Source organism: Jiangella alkaliphila (assembly GCF_900105925.1).
Classification (GTDB): domain Bacteria; phylum Actinomycetota; class Actinomycetes; order Jiangellales; family Jiangellaceae; genus Jiangella; species Jiangella alkaliphila.
On the sequence record NZ_LT629791.1, the window covers coordinates 5,736,062 to 5,751,636 of the forward strand.

Sequence of the window (15,575 nt, forward strand, 5' to 3'; positions counted from 1 at the left end):
ATGAGTGTCCTGGAGCCGCACCGGAGGAGACGAGGACCATGACGAACCGAGCTGTCAGCGAGTCGATCGTCGTGGCCGCGCCGGCGGCGGTGATCTTCGCGATCCTCGCCGACCCGCGCCAGCATCACCGCATCGACGGGTCCGGGTCGGTCCAGTCCATCGTCTCCGCCCCGGCGCGGCTGACTCGGGGCACGTCGTTCTCGGTGGGCATGCGCCTGTTCGGCGTGCGCTATGTGATCACCAACCGGGTGGTCGAGTACCACGAGGACCGGTTGATCGCGTGGCGGCACTTCGCCGGGCACCGGTGGCGCTACGAACTGCGGCCGGAGGGTGCCGAGCGCACCCGCGTCGTGGAGTCGTTCGACTATTCCCGTGTCGGCCTGCTGGCGGCCTCGGTCCTGCATGTCCTGCGCTTCCCGGCACGCAACCGCCGGGGCATCCAGGCCACGCTCCCCCGGCTCAAGGCCGCCGCCGAGGCCGAGCACCGCGCCGCTTGAGCCGTCCGGTCGCCTCAGCCGGGCAGGAGCCGCGCGTAGACCACGACGTTGTCGCTGTAGTCGCCGGACTCAGGCTCCAGGTCGCCGGCGCAGGTGATGAGACGCAACTCCGGACCGGGCGTGTTGGCGTAGACCCGCGCGGTCGGGAACGCGTCCTTGGCGTACTGGTCCACATGGGTCACGGCGAACCGGGCGACCGTGCCGTCCTCGCGGGTCACCACGACCTCGTCGCCCTCGGCGAGCTGATCGAGGTGACGGAACACGCCGTCGGTGCCGTTCCAGGTCAGGTGGCCGGCCAGGACCGACGGCCCGGACTCCCCCGGCGTCGGGCTCTGGTCGTACCAGCCGATCGGGTCCGGACCCTGCGGAACCTCCATGCTGCCGTCGCCGGTGAGCCCGAGATCGATCACCTCCCGGCGCACCCCGAGCGACTCGATCTCGACGACGGCGGGCCGGCTCGCTGGGAGTGCGGCTGGAACGGCCGGCTCCGCCGGACCCGTCTCGGCCGGTGCCGGCGACTCCGTGGCCGGCGGCGTCGTGCTGGGCGGCTGCGTCGTGCTGGGCGTCGGTTGGGCCGGCGACGGCGCCGACCCCGCGGCCGAGCCGGAACCGTCGTCGGCGCAGCCCGCCAGGACCACGGCCAGCAATACGGCCGCGGACAGCACCGAGCGCGCCGACCGGCCCGCTCCGGCGGGCGTGCTGCCGGAGCGGGCCGTGGTCGCGGAGGTGATCGTCACCGGGTGACGGCCCGGCGGCGTCGGAGCACGCCGGCGCCGGCAACGCCGGCCAGGCCCAGCAGCACCGCGCCGGACACGGCCAGGACAGCCGTGCCGGTGTCGGAGTGCGACGCGAGGGCGCCGGTGCCGGTGTCGACACCGCCGTCGGGGATGTCGCCGATGTTGGAGCCCTCGATGATGCCGCACGACGCGGGAGCGGTGGCCTCCTGCGGCAGCGCCGGGTCCAGCTCACTCGGGCCCGCCTCGGCGTCGTACTCACCGTTGCCGTTGACGTCGATGCCGTGCTGGACGACGTGCAGGTTCCGCACAGCGGCCGCCGTGCCGTCCGGCAGCTCGTCGGAGCTGAACGTCCGGTTGTAGGCCACGTTGCCGTCCGCGTCGGCGACCGGCATCCGGTCCACGGCCAGCCCCGAGTCCGGCGACGAGTCGCCCTCGGTCGTCAGGGAGATGAAGATGTCGCCGTAGGACGGCAGGCCTTCGGCGGTGCTGACGATGCCGTCGCCGTCGGCGTCCGCGTCGCCCGTGGGACAGCTGAAGTCCTGCTGACGGTCGGTGGCACCGTGGATGTGCTGGGCGTGTGGCTGGTTCGGCACCAGACCGGTGGCCTCGATGTTCACCGTCAGGTCACCGTTGTCGGCCAGGGTGATGACCGCTGAGCCGCCGGCACCACTGTCGTTGAGCGAGCCCAACGTGATGCTGTAGTCACCGGCCTCGCCCTCGCTGGTATCGCCGGTGCTGCCTGAGTGCCCTTCATGCGCCGAGACAGGCGCCAAGACACCGAGCGACAAAGCAGCGACAGCCGGAACGGCAAGGAACGCACGAGTGCGTCGCATAGCTGCGTCCTCCATATTCATGGGAATCCCCGAAGGGGGCTTGACAACCCATTCGGAGCCCCGGGCCGTCCGGATTGGTCCAGGTCTCGCACACCAGGCGAACGGCCGACACCGACCATCGCCGGTCCCGGATCGATCGAACAGGAACCAATCCGGTCCGGCAGCGGCTTCGAACCCGTGGCATGGAGCAGCCCTCGCGACCGTCCGTGGCCGTGATCGGGTCCGGCGTCGCCGGCCTCACCGCCGCCTACCTGCTGCAGCGCCGCTACGACGTGCACCTGTTCGAGGCGGACGACCGGCTCGGCGGGCACGCGCACACGCACGACGTCGACGGCGCCGGTGCGCCGCTCGCGGTGGACAGCGGGTTCCTCGTGCACAACGAGCGCACTTATCCACTGCTGTTGCGGCTGTTCGGCGAGCTCGGGATCGCGACCACCGAGACCGACATGTCGATGAGCGTGAGCTGCGCGTCCTGCGGACTGGAGTACGCCGGCGCGCTGGGTCCGAACGGCGTGTTCGCGCAGCGCCGGTCCGTGGCCCGGCCGCGGTTCGTTCGGATGCTCGGCGAGATCACGGCATTCCACCGGCAGGCCAGGGCGCTGCTGGCGGCTTCGTCCGGGCTGGACGGCGAGGAGGCGCTCGGGGCGTTCCTCGCCCGGCACGGGCACACGAGGTACTTCACCGACCACTTCATGGTGCCGCTGGTGTCGGCGGTCTGGTCGGCCGGCCGGGCCGACGCGCTGGCCTACCCGGCGCGGTTCCTGTTCCGGTTCCTCGACAACCATGGCATGCTCGCGGTCGGCGGGTCGCCGCGCTGGCGGACGGTCAGCGGCGGGTCGCGCACGTACGTGGAGCGTGCCGCCAAGAACCTCACCTCGGTGCGCACGTCGACCCCGGTGCGCGGCCTGCGACGCACCGGCGACGGTGTGCTGGTGCGCGAGGAGTCGGACACGGTGCACCGGTTCGAGCACGTGGTGGTGGCGACGCACGCGGACCAGGCGCTGCGGCTGCTCGAGGACCCGACGCCGGCCGAGCGGGACGTGCTGGGGGCGTTCGGGTTCTCGGTCAACGAGGCGGTCCTGCACACCGACGCGACGCTGCTGCCGAAGGAGCGGCGGGCGTGGGCGTCGTGGAACCACCGGGTGCCCGCGTGCGGCGCCGGCGGTCTGCCGGTCGCGGCGCCGGTCGCGATCTCGTACCACCTGAACCGGCTGCACCGGCTGGGCGTGGCGGCGGGTGGGCGGGAGTATGTCGTCACGCTGGGGGCGACTCAGCAGGTCGCCCCGGACGCCGTCGTGGCCCGGATGGTCTACGAGCACCCGATCCACACCGTCGAGACCGTGGCGGCGCAGCAGCGGCTGCCGGAGCTGGCCACCGCCCGGACGGTGTACGCCGGCGCCTGGCAGGGATGGGGCTTCCACGAGGACGGCTGCGCGTCGGGCGTCCTTGCCGCGGCGCACCTGGGGGTCCGCTGGTGACGGCGCCGGCGCTGTATGCGGCGACCGTGACGCACACGCGCTACGAGCGGGTGCGCCGTACGTTCCGGTACCGCACGTTCCTGTGGCTGGTCGACCTCGACGACCTGCCGCGGCTGCCGCGTCCGGTACGGGCGCTCGCGGCGTTCCGGGCCCGCGACCACTTCGCCGGCTCCGCGCCGACGATCCGGGCCGGGCTGGAGTCGTGGCTGGCCGAGAAGGGTACGTCTCTGGACGGCGGCCGCGTGCTCATGCTCGCCAACGCGGCCGTGCTCGGCTATGTGTTCAATCCGATCACGGTGTTCTGGTGCCTCGACGCGGACGGGGCGCCGCGCTGCGTCGTCGCCGAGGTGCACAACACCTATGGAGGCCGGCACGCCTACGTCCTGCGGCCGGACGAGCGTGACCGGGCGACGACCGCGAAGGAGCTGTACGTGTCGCCGTTCTTCCCCGTCGACGGCGGGTACGCCATGACGGTCCCCCGCCCGGACCGCCGGCTGCGGCTGTCGGTCACGCTGTCGCGCCCCGGTCCCGGCGGCGCCGGCGAGCTCGCGTTCGCTGCGTCGCTGACCGGCCGGCGGCGTCGCGCCACCGTCCCCGCGCTGCTCCGGCTGCTGCTGCGCTTCCCGTGGGCGCCGCTGCGGGTGAGCGCGCTGATCCGCTGGCAGGGCATCCGGCTCTGGCTGCGCCGGGTACCGGTGGTCCCGCGGCCGAAGGGGCATCGGCCGAACCGGACCTTCGACGTCGGCGGGCCGCAGGTGCTGACCTATGCGGACATGATGCGCGGCTACGCCAGGGCCGCCGGCCTGCCGCGGCGGGTGATCGTGCCGGTGCCGCTGCTGACGCCGTGGCTGTCCGGGCAGTGGGTGAACCTGGTGACGCCGGTGCCGCGGTCCATCGCGATGCCGCTGATCGAGTCGCTCGAGCACGAGGCCGTCTGCCGCGAGGACGACCTGCGCTCGCTGTTGACGGAACCGGCCGACCCGACGCCGTACGCGCGAGCGGTCGAGCTGGCGCTGGCCCGCATCCGCGAGGCCGACGTCGAGAGCCACTGGTCGACGGCGACGGCGCCGGGCGCGCCGTCCGACCCGCTGCCCAGCGACCCGTCGTGGTCCGGCGGCACGGTCCGCACCGACCAGCGCTCGGTGCGCTGCGACGTCCCACCGGAGCGGCTGTGGCGGGTCATCGAGGGCATCGGCGGCCAGAACGGCTGGTACTCGTTCCCGCTGGCCTGGGCGGTGCGCGGCTGGGCCGACCGGCTGGCCGGCGGGGTGGGGCTGCGCCGCGGCCGCCGCGACCCGGCCCGGCTGCACCTCGGCGAGGCGCTGGACTGGTGGCGGGTCGAGGCGATCGAGCGCGGCCGGCTGCTGCGCCTGCGCGCGGAGATGAAGGTGCCGGGCCAGGCCTGGCTGGAGATGTCGGTGACTCCGGACGGCGACGGCGCCGTCTACAGCCAGCGGGCCGTGTTCGTCCCACGCGGACTGGCCGGCCAGCTGTACTGGTGGGCGCTCTGGCCGTTCCACGGGCTGATCTTCGGCGGCATGGCCCGCAACATCATCCGCACGGCCTCGCGGTAGGCAGGTCCGCGTCGGTGGGCAGCGTCTCCAGCATGGCCTGACCGCCCGCTCGTACGGTGTCGGCGCGACGTAGCGTCCGCAGTTCAGTCGAGCCCACGGCCATCGGCCCCGTTCCCGACCAGCCCGTGCCGACGACTCGACGACGATGAACCCGCGCCCGCCATCTCGCGCAGACCCAACGTCAGGAGACCTGCCACCTCGGCCGCCGGCAGATCGAGAAGGAGCGCGACGTCACGATAGGAGAAGCCACCGAAACACACCAGCGCGATCGCGGCACGTTGCTGGCCGGCCAGCATCCCCAGACCTGCCATCATGGCCGGCGCGGATTTACGGCCGCTCGGCGCCGGATCCTCAGACCCATCTGCCGTCAGGGACGCGACCGTCATCCCAGAGCTCAGGCATTGGACGAAGGTGAGATAGGCCAGACGCTGGCGCATGCTGACCTCGTCGCGAGCCACGTCGTGTTCGACGCAGACCTCGGCGATGACGCTGACCACCACACGCTCCGCGTCCCCCTGGTCCAGCAGGACCGAGTAGGCCAGCGAGAAGAGCGCCGCGCCGTGGCGGTCGCAGATCCGTTCGGCCGCTGACTCATCGACACGGGTCGCGGTCGCGAATTCCTGTTGTGACGCGCGTGTGATCGACATGCGCCCTACTCCCCACACTCGTACGAGTGCCACCGGGGTCCGGGGCAGCGTTGACGACGACGCGTCATGACCACCTCGACCATACCGCAGTCCACCGTCGAGTTGGGCGACGGCGACGATGTCGTCGGCTAGCGTGTGGTCAGTTCCGCGAAACATGTGTCAGACGGCCTATGGAGAGGCGGCCGATGCCGACGTTACGTCCCGTGCCCGATGGGGATCCGCAGCCGCGCTCAGGGTTCGGCGATAATCTCGGATACCTGCTCGGCCGGTGCGCCAGCGGTGACACGGCGGCGTTCGAGCAGCTCTACGACGCCGTCGCCGGCGCCGTGCTCGGCATCTCCATCAGGGTGATCCGCGACCGGGCACAGGCTGAAGAGGTTGCGCAGGACGTGCTGCTCGAGATCTGGCGTACGTCGTCGCGGTACGTGCCCGAGCGTGGCAGCGCTCGCGGCTGGATCATGACGATCGCGCATCGGCGCGCCGTCGACCGGGTCCGGCGCGAGCAGGCCGACCACGATCGCGAGGTGCTCGTGGCTAGCCGCGACGGCCGCGGCCGGCCCTACGATGAGGTCGTCGACGAGGTAGAGGCGAACATCGAGCGCGAACAGGTCCGTCAGTGCCTGGAATCGCTCACCGAACTGCAGCGTGAGTCGATTGCGCTGGCCTACTACGACGGGCGCACATACCGCGAGGTCTCCCGGTTCCTGAGCGCCCCGCTGGGGACGGTCAAGACTCGGCTGCGGGACGGACTGATCCGGCTGCGCGACTGCATGGGGGTGGCACGATGACCGAGTCGGCCGATGCCGGACTGCACACGCTCGCCGCGCCGTATGCGCTGCACGCGCTGCCGGACGACGAGGCACGTGCGTTCGAGACCCATCTGGGCGCGTGCGCGGTGTGCCGGGCCGAGGTCGACGAGCTGCGCGAGACGGCGGCCCGGCTCGGAGCCGTCACCGCCGTGACCCCGCCGGCGTGGATGAAGGACCAGCTGATGAGCCGAGTCCAGGAGGTCCAGCCGCTACCCCCGCAGGTCGCCGGCGTCGAAGGAGTCGGGTCCGCGACCGTCCGGGCGGCCCGCCGCTGGTGGCCACGGGTCGCGACCGGGCTGGTGGCGGCCTTGGCCGCCGGCGTCGTCGTCCTCGGCGTCCGCCTCGGCGACGTCCAGAGCGACCTCGAGCGCGCCGAGCGCGCCGACACGCAGCTGCGCGAGATCATCGAAGCTCCGGACGTCGAGCTGGTCAGGGCCGAGTCTGGCGGCAGTCATGGGACGGCGCTGGTCGCGCGGTCGCGCGACATTGCCGTTCTGATCGTCACCGGCATGGAACCTGCCCCACCCGACGAGACGTACCAGCTGTGGCTGATCGGCGACACCGGCATCCGGTCGGCCGGCGTGCTGGACGATCCTGACGGCGGTCGAATCGGCCCGCTGACCGCTCACGGCCTGGGTGAAGCCGAGCAGATGGGTGTGACAGTCGAGCCGGACGGCGGATCCGAACAGCCGACGACCGAACCGGTGATGGTCATCGAACTCCCGGCCTGACCTTCGCTCACCATGGACTGGCGCCCCACGGACTCGTGGGGCGCCAGTCTGGCTCGCGGGTCACATGGGGGGCATGAGCACGCCGTCGATCAGGTAGACGGTGGCGTTGGCGGTCGTGACACCACCGCAGACCACGTTGGCGTCGTTGACCGTCAGCGCGTCCGGGGTGCCGGCCACCGTCACCGGGTCGCCCTGGACCGTCATCTGCTCACCGACCACCTGGTCCGGGGACAACTGACCGGGCACCACGTGATACGTCAGCACCGTCGTGAGTAGATCCGCGTCGGTGGCCAGCGTGTCCAGCGTGGCCTGGTCGACCGCGGCGAACGCGTCGTCGATCGGCGCGAACACGGTGAACTCGGCCCCGTTGAGCGTGTCGACCAGGTCCACCTCGGGGTTGAGTCCCCCGGACACCGCCGCGACCAGCGTCGTCAGGATCGGGTTATTCGACGCGGCCACCGCGACCGGGTCGTCGGACATGCCCTCGACCGAGCCCTCACCATCGGGGACCTGGGCGGCATAGTCGGCGCAGCCCGGACCCACCGGACCGGCCATCGGCTCCTCCGTCATCTCGTCCGCCGGCTCGTCGGCCGGCGTGGTCTCCTCCTCCGGTGCGGAGGTGCTGTCGCCGTTGCCGCTCGCCGTCGAGTCGTCACCGTCGTCGTCACCGCACGCGGCCATGGTCAGGGCGAGCGCCGCGATGGTCGCGACGAGCACCGGGGTACGCCTGGTCAGAAGTTTCATGATGGTTCCTCTCGGATCGTCTCTGCTGGTGGTTCGGGCCGGCGATGGATCAGCTCACGCGCACCACCACCGAATGCCAGCCACTGGACCCGTCCGGGAATGGCGGCACCTGCTCGTCGGTCTGCAGCTCCCCGTCGCCGTCCGTCGCACGAACCCGGAGCGTGTGGTTGCCGGGCTCGGCGTCCCACTCGAAGAACCACTGCCGCCAGGTGTCGATCGAGGCCTCGTCGGCCAGCTCGGCCGGCCGCCAGTCGCCGTCGTCCACCTGCACCTCGACAGCGGCGATGCCGCGGCGCTGCGCCCAGGCCACCCCGGCGACGACAGCCGAGCCGGCCGTGACGTCGCCGAAGGAACCGGGGACGTCGATGCGCGACGCGATCTTGATCGGCGCTTCGGCTGCCCAGCCGCGGTCGGTCCAGTACGCTGTGGCCCGGTCGAACCGGGTCAGCTCGAGTTCGGTGACCCACTTGGTCGCAGACACGTAGCCGTACAGTCCGGGCACCACCAGCCGGGCCGGGAACCCGTGGTCCAGTGGCAGCGGCTCGCCGTTCATCCCCACCGCCAGCAGCGCGTCCCGGCCGTCCATGATCGCCTGGAGCGGCGTGCTCGCGGTGAAGCCGTCGACGCTGGTCGACAGCAGCATGTCGGCCTCCGGCCGCGGGCCGGCCCGCTCCAGCAGCCGGGCCAGCGGGTACCCGAGCCAGACGGCGTTGCCGGCGAGCTCGCCGCCGACCTCGTTCGAGACGCAGGTCAGCGTGATCATCCGCTCGACCAGGTCGAGCCCGAGCACGTCGTCGAAGTCGAGCTCGACCTCGCGCTCGACCATCCCGCGGATGGTGAGCCGCCACTCGTCGGGCGACACCTTCGGCACGTCCAGCGCAGTGTCGACGCGGTAGAAGTCGCGGTTCGGCGTGGTGAACCGGGTGACGCCGTCGACGTCGAGGGCGACGCCGTCGGGCACGACCGGCGCGGGGGCCACCGGCCGCGGCAGCCGGACCTCCTCGCGAGCTTCGAGCACCGCCTGCAGCGACTGCCCGAACCGGCGGCCGCCCGCGGCGGTGAGCACGGCCAGCCCGGCCGCGGCCGCCGTCAGCAGCAGGAACCGGCGGCGATCGGACCGGGCACCTGATGCCGGCTCCAGCGAGTCCGCATCCGGTGCCGGTGTCCTGAGCGCGCCGACCAGCAGGGCCAGCACCGCGGCACCCGCGAGCACGCCCGCTACGGTCGGCAGGATCCAGGTCGCGCCTGCGCCTGGTCGGTTCAGCGCAGCAGCGGCGGCGACGACCCCCAGGGCGGCCAGCACGGCCACTCCGGCCCACCGCCGCCACAGCTCCAGCAGCCCACCGGCGGCCGACACCACGAACAGTACGACCCCCATGCCGAGCAGCAGGACCTGCTTGTCGTTCTCGCCGAACGTGCGGATGGCGAAGCTCTTCAACCACTCCGGCGTCAGGTCGACGAACGTGTTGCCGACCGCCAGGAACGGCGCCGCCGGCGGATCGACGGCGACCGCGACCAGCTCGCCGACCCCCAGGGTCAGCCCGCCCGCAACGATTCCGGCCACCGTGGCCAGGGCCCGGGTGAGCCAGCGGGTTGCCGATGCCTTCATGTATCGAGTTCGAAGCTGGTACGCCCGCGGATTGGTGCGGCTGCCGGAATCAGGGATGCGGCCCATGCACCGACCAGAAGTGGCTAACGGGAACAGATGTGCCGGACCAATCCGTCACATCGATCACTCCGAATCAACTTCAAAGCCCCGGATCTGGCGACGCGCACCGATTGCGGCGCGAATGCGTCGCGCTCGCCTATGACGACGGCTTTAGCCGCAGCGAGGTAGCGCGATTGCTGGAAGCGCCACTCGGCACGATCAAGACCAGGCTGCGAGACGGGTTGATCTGGCTTCGCGACTGCATGGAGGCACGATGACACTCCCTCACCCCGACGTCCACGCGCTTGCAGCCGCGTACGCGCTGAACGCGACGACGGACGACGAGGCCCGCGAGTTCGAGCGTCATCTGGTCCGATGCCCAGCCTGCCAGGCCGAGGTGGCGCAGTTCCGTGAAACCGCCGCGACACTCGGCGCGGCCCTCGCCGTCGCCCCTCCCCAGGCGCTGAAGGCACGGGTCATGACCCGCATCGCGCAGGTCAGACCACTTCCTCCGAAACCGGATGGGCGCGATGACGGCGCGCGGCACCGCCGGTCGGACCGGCGCGGATGGTGGCCGCGAGCCACCATGGGTCTCATCGCCGCATCGATTGCCACCACGACCGTTCTCGCCACCCAGCTCGATGGTGCACGCGACGATCTCGAACGCTCGCAGTCGGCCAGCGCCGTGATGCGGCAGGTCATCGAGGCACCGGACGTTGGCGTCGCGCGCGCTGAGGCGGACGGTGCGCACGGCACGGTGCTGCTGTCGCGGGCCGAGGACCTCGCGATCCTGATCTCCACCGACATGCCACCGGCCGGCACAGGCCACGTCTACCAGGTGTGGTTCATCCACCCGGACGGCATCAGATCCGCGGGATTGCTGGATGACACCGACGCGCCGTTGCTCACCTCCGGCCTCGGGGCGAGCAACCGCATCGGCATCACCGTCGAACCGAACGGCGGCTCCGATCAGCCGACATCGGACCCTGTCATGGTCATCGAGCTGCCGGCCTGACTCGACGGGCAGTACCTGCTCTGACACCCGGACGGCCGGACGCGGGCCGTCGAAGTCGTCGGCAGGCGGCTCAGCGAGACGGCGAGTACGCACCGGGCTCGCCTCCGTCCCATTGCTCATGCGCAGACGGCTGTTGCCCGTCGCCATCCGACCAGGCAGCGCATCTCGCTAGGATGTCGAACTGACACCGCCGTCCAGCCGGGAACGACCATTGGTCCTAGGTCAGCATGCCGCCGCCTCTACGCCCAACGCCCGTGAACGGGTGTTGGACACGGCATACACCCTGTTCAGTCGGCGCGGCGTCCGTGGGGTGGCCGTCGACGAGGTCATCGCCCGGGCGCGGGTGGCCAAAGCGACGTTCTACCGGCACTTCCGTTCCAAGTCCGATCTCGTCCTCGCCGTCCTCGAACGCCGCGAGCAGGAATGGACGACCGGCTACGTCGAGGCCGAATCCGAACGGCGAGGCTCGAACGCCGAGGAGCGCCTGCTGGCCATCTTCGACGTCTTCGGCGAATGGTTCGCTCGCGACGACTTCGAGGGGTGCACGTTCATCCGAGTTCTCCTCCAGGTCGATGCGGAGAACGTCGTCGGCCAGGCAAGCGTGCAGTACCTGGAGAACATCAGGGCCATGATCCGCCGCCGGGCGGTCGAGGCCGGCCTGCGTGACCCGGACGACTTCGCCCGCTCGTGGCACATTCTGATGAAGGGCGCGATCCTCGCCGCCGCCGAGGGCGAACCCGAAGCCGCCAGGCACGCCCATGACATGGCCCGAACGCTCATCGACAACTTCCGGTGACGCATCCCGATCACCTTGAACGGTGCCCGTCGGGCCCCCGGCAGTCCGGCGACCAGCGGGTAGATGTTGGTTGCTGGTGTCTAGTGCCGAAGCGGGCTCAGCCGGAGAAGGTCAGCCAGAGCAGGGCGATATTGAGCGTCACCACCGTGATCGCCACGACCACGGCAAGTGTCGTGGTCAGTGTGGAGTTGACCCACCGGCCCATCACTCGCGGCGAGGCCGTGACAAGCACGAGCGGCACGACGGCGAACGGGATGCCGAACGAGAGCACCACTTGCGAGATGATCAGCAGCCAGGTCGGCTCCGCGCCCGTGGCCAGCAGGGCTATGGCGGGTATGAGTGTGACGACTCTGCGTGCCAGGAGCGGGATGCGCCGTATCAGCAGCCCTTCCATGATCACCGCTCCGGCGTAGCAGCCCACTGACGTCGACGCCAGGCCCGAAACGAGCAGCCCGACCGCGAAGACCACCCCGATGATGGCTCCGAGGTTCGAGGTGACCGCGGCGTGCGCTCCGGCGATGGTGTCGGTGCCGTCGACCCCACGCAGCGCCGATGCGGCCAGCAACAGCATCGCGATGTTCACGCTGCCGGCGACGACCATCGCCAGCCCGACGTCGACCCGGGTCGCGCCGAGGAGGCGCCGGACCCGGCTGGTGTCAGGGGTGCGCCCGAACCGGTCGCGCGACAGCGCGGAATGGAGATAGACGACGTGCGGCATCACCGTCGCACCGAACATGCCCGCGGCCAGTAGGACCGTCTCGGTGCCGGCGAATCGAGGCGTGAGGCCGCCCGCGATGCCGCCCGGATCGGGCGGGGCCACGAACAGTCCGGCGACGAAACCGACCGCGATGACCGCCAGTCCCGCCGTGATGACCTGCTCGAACACCCGCTGGCCGTGGCGGTTCTGGATGGACAGCACGGCCATCGACACGACTCCGGTGATGAGGCCGCCTAGCGGTAGCGGGAGCCCGAACAGCAGGTTGAGCGCGATCGCGCCTCCCACCACCTCGGCCACGTCTGTGGCTGCCGCCACGACTTCGGCCTGTAGCCAGTAGGCGATGCGGCCGCCGCGCGGCAGCCGCTCGCGCAGGACTTCGGGCAGCGAACGCCCCGTCACGACGCCGAGCTTGGCCGACAGGTACTGCACCAACCCGGCCATCGCCGTCGCCAAGACCAGAACCCACACCAGCAGGTACCCGTAGGAGGCGCCTGCCGACAGGTTGGTGGCGACGTTGCCGGGGTCGACGTAGGCGACCGCGGCCACGAACGCCGGCCCCAGCAATGCCACGCCGCCGAGGCCGGACGCGTGCGAGCCGGCGACCGGCACTGGATGCCGGGCCCGGCGTCGCACACGCACGTACATCGTCGTCAGCCCTTCGTCAGCCCGGACCCGCTGAGGGTCAGAGGGTCTGGGCGTCGACGATGAAGGGGGCGGCCGCTTGCAGGACGTCCGCTCTGGGCAGCGGGGTTTCGAACGCCCCCTGGTAGACGCCGCCCTCGGCAGGCTTGCCCTGCAGCTGCCCGATGATCGCGGCGTGGCGGGCCTCGACCCCGAAGATGCTGGCCGCGGCGGTGAGCAACGCCTTCTCCTGGAACAACGACGGTGCAGCGCCCAGGTAGGCCTGCACACCGAGGTTCTCGAAGATGTACGCCGTTTCGAGGTAGCTCTCGGCGCTGGCGAATGACTCGCCGTAGTCGACCTCGGGCGCCGGCACCGGTTCCATCCCCAGACTCGTGATGGTGTCCTGCAGCGTCATCACATGTGTTTCTTCGTCGGTCTGGATGGTCTGGAAGTAGTCGGCCGCCTTGTCGGTGAGTAGCCCGGCCTCGTTGCCCTGCCGGTAGAACTCCGCCTCCAGGTACTCCAACGTCAGTGCGTAGTTCAGGACGTCGACCGGGCCCTCGAAGTCGCCTTCTGCAGCGAACGAGAACTTTGCGCCGATCATGGTCAGTGCCACCGAACCGGGAATCACGAGTCCGGCATCTCTGATCAAATCCCTGCGTTTCATCGTGGCCTCCTCTCAGCTCTGGATGAATGGGGTGACGGCAGCGACGACCTCGTCCATCGGCTTGCCGGCCTCGAACGGCGCCGGGAACGGATTCCCGCCGCTGATGTCGGCGATGATCGCCGCATGGCGGGATTCGACGCCCGCGATGGACGCCGCGGTGCCGAGAATCGCCGCGTCGTCGATCAGACCCACCTGACCGTGATACGCCGTCACGCCGAGCTCCTCGAACATCGACGCGGCCTCGAGGAACGCGGCGCGATCGGCCAACGTCTCCGGAGGCAACACGAACGTCGGCTTCGCCACCGGCGTGCCGCCCAGGTCGGTGATGAGTTGGGTGACTCCGGTCACGTGTGCCTGCTCGTGGTCGCGGATCGGCGTCACGAGCTCCAGCTCGCGATCTGCGAGCAGATTCGCCTCGAGCGCCAACGTGTAGAACTCCGCCTCGAGGTACTCCAGCGTCAGGGCGTAGTTGAGAATCTCGAGATCGTTCGTGGTCGCGTCCGCTGCGAAGGCCTGCGGGTCACGACGGCTCGAAGCGACCAACGTGGCGCCCACACCCACCAGCGCGGCGCCCTTGATGAACGTGCGGCGGCTGGCTTCGTCACCGAACTTGATCACCGGCTTCCCGCCGAACAGGCGCCTGGATGAGCGTGCTCGCGCCGCGAGCTCCGCGGCGGCCTGCCGATCCTCTTCTGGAGATCGATACATCGATGTCACACCTCTTCCTGATGGAACGAATCACCACTGACGGGTGGCATTGGTCGTTCTGTCATCGATCGAGAACCACCTCCTCGCCAGGGGACGGCAGCCCGCTGGCCCTGTACTCGTCATGCGCGAGCCTGGACGATGATGCGATTGACCGGATTCCCTTCGGGATGGCAGGCGAACACGGTGATCTCCCGGACCGTGGGATCGTCGGGCTGCTGCAGCACGTAGTCCTCGTACTCCGCCTCAGGCACGATCACTGTGTTGAACACGGTGTACTCCGTCGCGGGACCGCCGTAGGCGGACGCAATGATCACGTCGCCCACCTCCACCTGATCGAGCTTCTTGAACGGCTGGGTGTGGGTGTTGCGATGCCCGGAGATCACCGGATTGCCGGGCTGTCCCGGAGCCGGTGTCCCCGGCCAATGCCCGGGTCCGTGCACGAGAGCTGCCTCGTGGACACCGCTGCCGTACTCGACATCCAGTCCGATCGCCGGAATCTGGATCGTGCCCATCGGCACGTACGGCCCTGGCCGGGTCACCACGGCAGCGACCCGATCAGGGTCGATCGGGTTGTCATAACGCGCGGCCGCGTCCGCGTCGAGCTCTGCGCGAATGTCCCGGACCGTATCGAGAGTGGGCGTCGTTGGATCGTCCTCGGATTCCCCCTGGTCGGACGCACCACTGGGTGTGGGCATGCCATCGAACGGCGAGATGGCCTCCCGCTCACTCGGCCGCCCCGGCAGCACAATCAGAGCGATCGTCACGCCGAGAACACTCACAGCGAGCGCAGCACCGCGAACGAGCCGACGGCGCCGGAAGACGCTCTGTCGCGAGCCTTGGTCCGCAACGCTGGGCTTCGCCATTCTCATTGCTGACTCCACACGACTTGCCGGTCCAACTCGACCAGCCACGTCCAAAGGGCCAGCTCAAAACGACACGGTGTGAGCGTCAGTCGAGCTGGTCGTACCCACTCACCCTGAATTCGCAGCGACTGCGCCAGCGGATTGGTCCCGCGTCTCACCAATTCATCGACCTTGCATTCACACAGGTCGCAGCCCCGGGTAGCACTCTGCGGGACTGTCACGTTGTCCCTAGGAGAGGAGTTCCGATGTTGCGCGGACTCGCCAGTGTCGGCTTTGTCGCCCGACGACGTCCCGGCCGCCGCCAGGTGGTCCCGGTGGCGGGCTGGGCGAGGTTCGCGCGGCCGTCGCCGGATTCGCGGTGGCGTTGGAGCTCTGTGGCCTCGGATGCAGCGACGACCCGGCGGCCAGCGTGGCAGCGAACGTCTTCCACTGCGCGGTCGCGTTCCATGGAGGCCGGGATTCCCACCGCCCGCGACGCGGGCCCAC

17 protein-coding genes and 1 pseudogene are annotated in these 15,575 nt (G+C 70.3%); 9 read left to right on the top strand and 9 right to left on the bottom strand.

The genetic code is table 11. The features are described from left to right. Nucleotides 1-38: 38 nt before the first annotated feature. Entirely contained in the window at nt 39-497 is a 459-nt protein-coding gene (locus BLV05_RS26345; protein WP_046772543.1) for an SRPBCC family protein, read from the top strand. Nucleotides 498-511: 14 nt separating this feature from the next. Here the strand turns inward: BLV05_RS26345 and BLV05_RS37825 are convergent, their stop codons facing one another. After that, nucleotides 512-919 (bottom strand): class F sortase, encoded by a 408-nt coding sequence (locus BLV05_RS37825; RefSeq protein WP_231948877.1) that lies wholly within the window; start codon nt 917-919, stop codon nt 512-514. Here BLV05_RS37825 and BLV05_RS37830 point away from each other — a divergent pair. Then, the gene (locus BLV05_RS37830) at nt 888-1,241 is read left to right on the top strand and encodes a hypothetical protein (protein ID WP_231948899.1); all 354 of its coding nucleotides are present in this window, start codon (nt 888-890) and stop codon (nt 1,239-1,241) included. The two genes, BLV05_RS37825 and BLV05_RS37830, sit on opposite strands and share 32 nt — an antisense overlap. Here the strand turns inward: BLV05_RS37830 and BLV05_RS26355 are convergent. After that, the gene (locus tag BLV05_RS26355; protein ID WP_063932650.1) at nt 1,231-2,007 is read right to left on the bottom strand and encodes a hypothetical protein; all 777 of its coding nucleotides are present in this window, start codon (nt 2,005-2,007) and stop codon (nt 1,231-1,233) included. The two genes, BLV05_RS37830 and BLV05_RS26355, sit on opposite strands and share 11 nt — an antisense overlap. A gap of 242 nt (nt 2,008-2,249) precedes the next feature. On the opposite strand from BLV05_RS26355, the gene BLV05_RS26360 reads away from it, so the two are divergent. Both BLV05_RS26360 and BLV05_RS26365 read left to right on the top strand, forming a co-directional pair. Next, nucleotides 2,250-3,545, top strand: a complete 1,296-nt coding sequence (locus BLV05_RS26360; protein WP_083421397.1) for an NAD(P)/FAD-dependent oxidoreductase — start codon at nt 2,250-2,252, stop codon at nt 3,543-3,545. Next, nucleotides 3,542-5,119: a DUF1365 family protein gene (locus BLV05_RS26365; protein ID WP_052763008.1), complete on the top strand. Its 1,578-nt coding sequence runs from the start codon at nt 3,542-3,544 to the stop codon at nt 5,117-5,119. The genes BLV05_RS26360 and BLV05_RS26365 overlap by 4 nt, the downstream gene beginning before the upstream one ends. Nucleotides 5,120-5,202: 83 nt before the next feature. Here BLV05_RS26365 and BLV05_RS26370 read toward each other — a convergent pair whose 3' ends face one another. Continuing rightward, nucleotides 5,203-5,766 (bottom strand): RNA polymerase sigma factor, encoded by a 564-nt coding sequence (locus BLV05_RS26370; protein ID WP_046771905.1) that lies wholly within the window; start codon nt 5,764-5,766, stop codon nt 5,203-5,205. A gap of 170 nt (nt 5,767-5,936) precedes the next feature. Between BLV05_RS26370 and sigK the strand changes: the two genes are divergently transcribed. Together sigK and BLV05_RS26380 are read left to right on the top strand one after the other, a co-directional pair. Next, nucleotides 5,937-6,554 carry an ECF RNA polymerase sigma factor SigK gene (gene sigK / locus BLV05_RS26375; RefSeq protein WP_082155704.1) on the top strand — a complete coding sequence of 206 codons (618 nt, stop codon included), beginning with the start codon at nt 5,937-5,939 and terminating at the stop codon, nt 6,552-6,554. Continuing rightward, a complete protein-coding gene (locus tag BLV05_RS26380) occupies nt 6,551-7,306 on the top strand; it encodes an anti-sigma factor (protein ID WP_046771903.1) in 756 nt (251 codons plus the stop codon). The genes sigK and BLV05_RS26380 overlap by 4 nt, the downstream gene beginning before the upstream one ends. 60 nt (nt 7,307-7,366) lie before the next feature. Here BLV05_RS26380 and BLV05_RS26385 read toward each other — a convergent pair whose 3' ends face one another. Continuing rightward, nucleotides 7,367-8,050, bottom strand: coding sequence for a fasciclin domain-containing protein (locus BLV05_RS26385; RefSeq protein WP_046771902.1), 684 nt, complete (start codon nt 8,048-8,050; stop codon nt 7,367-7,369). 49 nt (nt 8,051-8,099) lie between these two features. Further along, on the bottom strand, nt 8,100-9,659 hold the full coding sequence (locus BLV05_RS26390) for a molybdopterin-dependent oxidoreductase (protein WP_046771901.1): 1,560 nt from the start codon (nt 9,657-9,659) through the stop codon (nt 8,100-8,102). 170 nt (nt 9,660-9,829) lie between these two features. On the opposite strand from BLV05_RS26390, the pseudogene BLV05_RS38735 reads away from it, so the two are divergent. The 3 genes and pseudogenes from BLV05_RS38735 to BLV05_RS26405 all read left to right on the top strand — a co-directional run. Next, nucleotides 9,830-9,976: pseudogene (locus tag BLV05_RS38735) on the top strand (sigma factor-like helix-turn-helix DNA-binding protein); the annotation flags it as partial. Next, nucleotides 9,973-10,713, top strand: a complete 741-nt coding sequence (locus BLV05_RS26400; RefSeq protein ID WP_046771900.1) for an anti-sigma factor — start codon at nt 9,973-9,975, stop codon at nt 10,711-10,713. The pseudogene BLV05_RS38735 and the gene BLV05_RS26400, both read left to right, overlap by 4 nt. A 211-nt stretch (nt 10,714-10,924) precedes the next feature. Next, a complete protein-coding gene (locus BLV05_RS26405; RefSeq protein ID WP_407717053.1) occupies nt 10,925-11,509 on the top strand; it encodes a TetR/AcrR family transcriptional regulator in 585 nt (194 codons plus the stop codon). A gap of 97 nt (nt 11,510-11,606) precedes the next feature. Here BLV05_RS26405 and BLV05_RS26410 read toward each other — a convergent pair whose 3' ends face one another. The 4 genes from BLV05_RS26410 to BLV05_RS26425 form a co-directional block, all read right to left on the bottom strand. Continuing rightward, complete coding sequence (locus BLV05_RS26410; protein WP_082155703.1) at nt 11,607-12,872, bottom strand: Nramp family divalent metal transporter; 1,266 nt, start codon at nt 12,870-12,872, stop codon at nt 11,607-11,609. Nucleotides 12,873-12,909: 37 nt separating this feature from the next. Continuing rightward, nucleotides 12,910-13,518, bottom strand: a complete 609-nt coding sequence (locus BLV05_RS26415) for a ferritin-like domain-containing protein (protein WP_046771897.1) — start codon at nt 13,516-13,518, stop codon at nt 12,910-12,912. Between the two features lie 12 nt (nt 13,519-13,530). Next, complete coding sequence (locus BLV05_RS26420; RefSeq protein ID WP_082155702.1) at nt 13,531-14,226, bottom strand: ferritin-like domain-containing protein; 696 nt, start codon at nt 14,224-14,226, stop codon at nt 13,531-13,533. 119 nt (nt 14,227-14,345) lie between these two features. Continuing rightward, entirely contained in the window at nt 14,346-14,990 is a 645-nt protein-coding gene (locus BLV05_RS26425; protein WP_160312819.1) for a class E sortase, read from the bottom strand. Between the last annotated feature and the right edge of the window lie 585 nt (nt 14,991-15,575).

What these genes read in the sequence shown, in the direction of transcription:
- BLV05_RS26380 (WP_046771903.1), top strand. Translation starts at nt 6,551, where the DNA reads ATGACCGAGTCGGCCGATGCCGGACTGCACACGCTCGCCGCGCCGTAT.
- BLV05_RS26345 (WP_046772543.1), top strand. Translation starts at nt 39, where the DNA reads ATGACGAACCGAGCTGTCAGCGAGTCGATCGTCGTGGCCGCGCCGGCG.
- BLV05_RS26410 (WP_082155703.1), bottom strand. Translation starts at nt 12,872, where the DNA reads ATGTACGTGCGTGTGCGACGCCGGGCCCGGCATCCAGTGCCGGTCGCC.
- BLV05_RS26385 (WP_046771902.1), bottom strand. Translation starts at nt 8,050, where the DNA reads ATGAAACTTCTGACCAGGCGTACCCCGGTGCTCGTCGCGACCATCGCG.
- BLV05_RS26390 (WP_046771901.1), bottom strand. Translation starts at nt 9,659, where the DNA reads ATGAAGGCATCGGCAACCCGCTGGCTCACCCGGGCCCTGGCCACGGTG.
- BLV05_RS26420 (WP_082155702.1), bottom strand. Translation starts at nt 14,226, where the DNA reads ATGTATCGATCTCCAGAAGAGGATCGGCAGGCCGCCGCGGAGCTCGCG.
- BLV05_RS26400 (WP_046771900.1), top strand. Translation starts at nt 9,973, where the DNA reads ATGACACTCCCTCACCCCGACGTCCACGCGCTTGCAGCCGCGTACGCG.
- BLV05_RS26370 (WP_046771905.1), bottom strand. Translation starts at nt 5,766, where the DNA reads ATGTCGATCACACGCGCGTCACAACAGGAATTCGCGACCGCGACCCGT.
- BLV05_RS26415 (WP_046771897.1), bottom strand. Translation starts at nt 13,518, where the DNA reads ATGAAACGCAGGGATTTGATCAGAGATGCCGGACTCGTGATTCCCGGT.
- BLV05_RS26360 (WP_083421397.1), top strand. Translation starts at nt 2,250, where the DNA reads ATGGAGCAGCCCTCGCGACCGTCCGTGGCCGTGATCGGGTCCGGCGTC.
- sigK (WP_082155704.1), top strand. Translation starts at nt 5,937, where the DNA reads ATGGAGAGGCGGCCGATGCCGACGTTACGTCCCGTGCCCGATGGGGAT.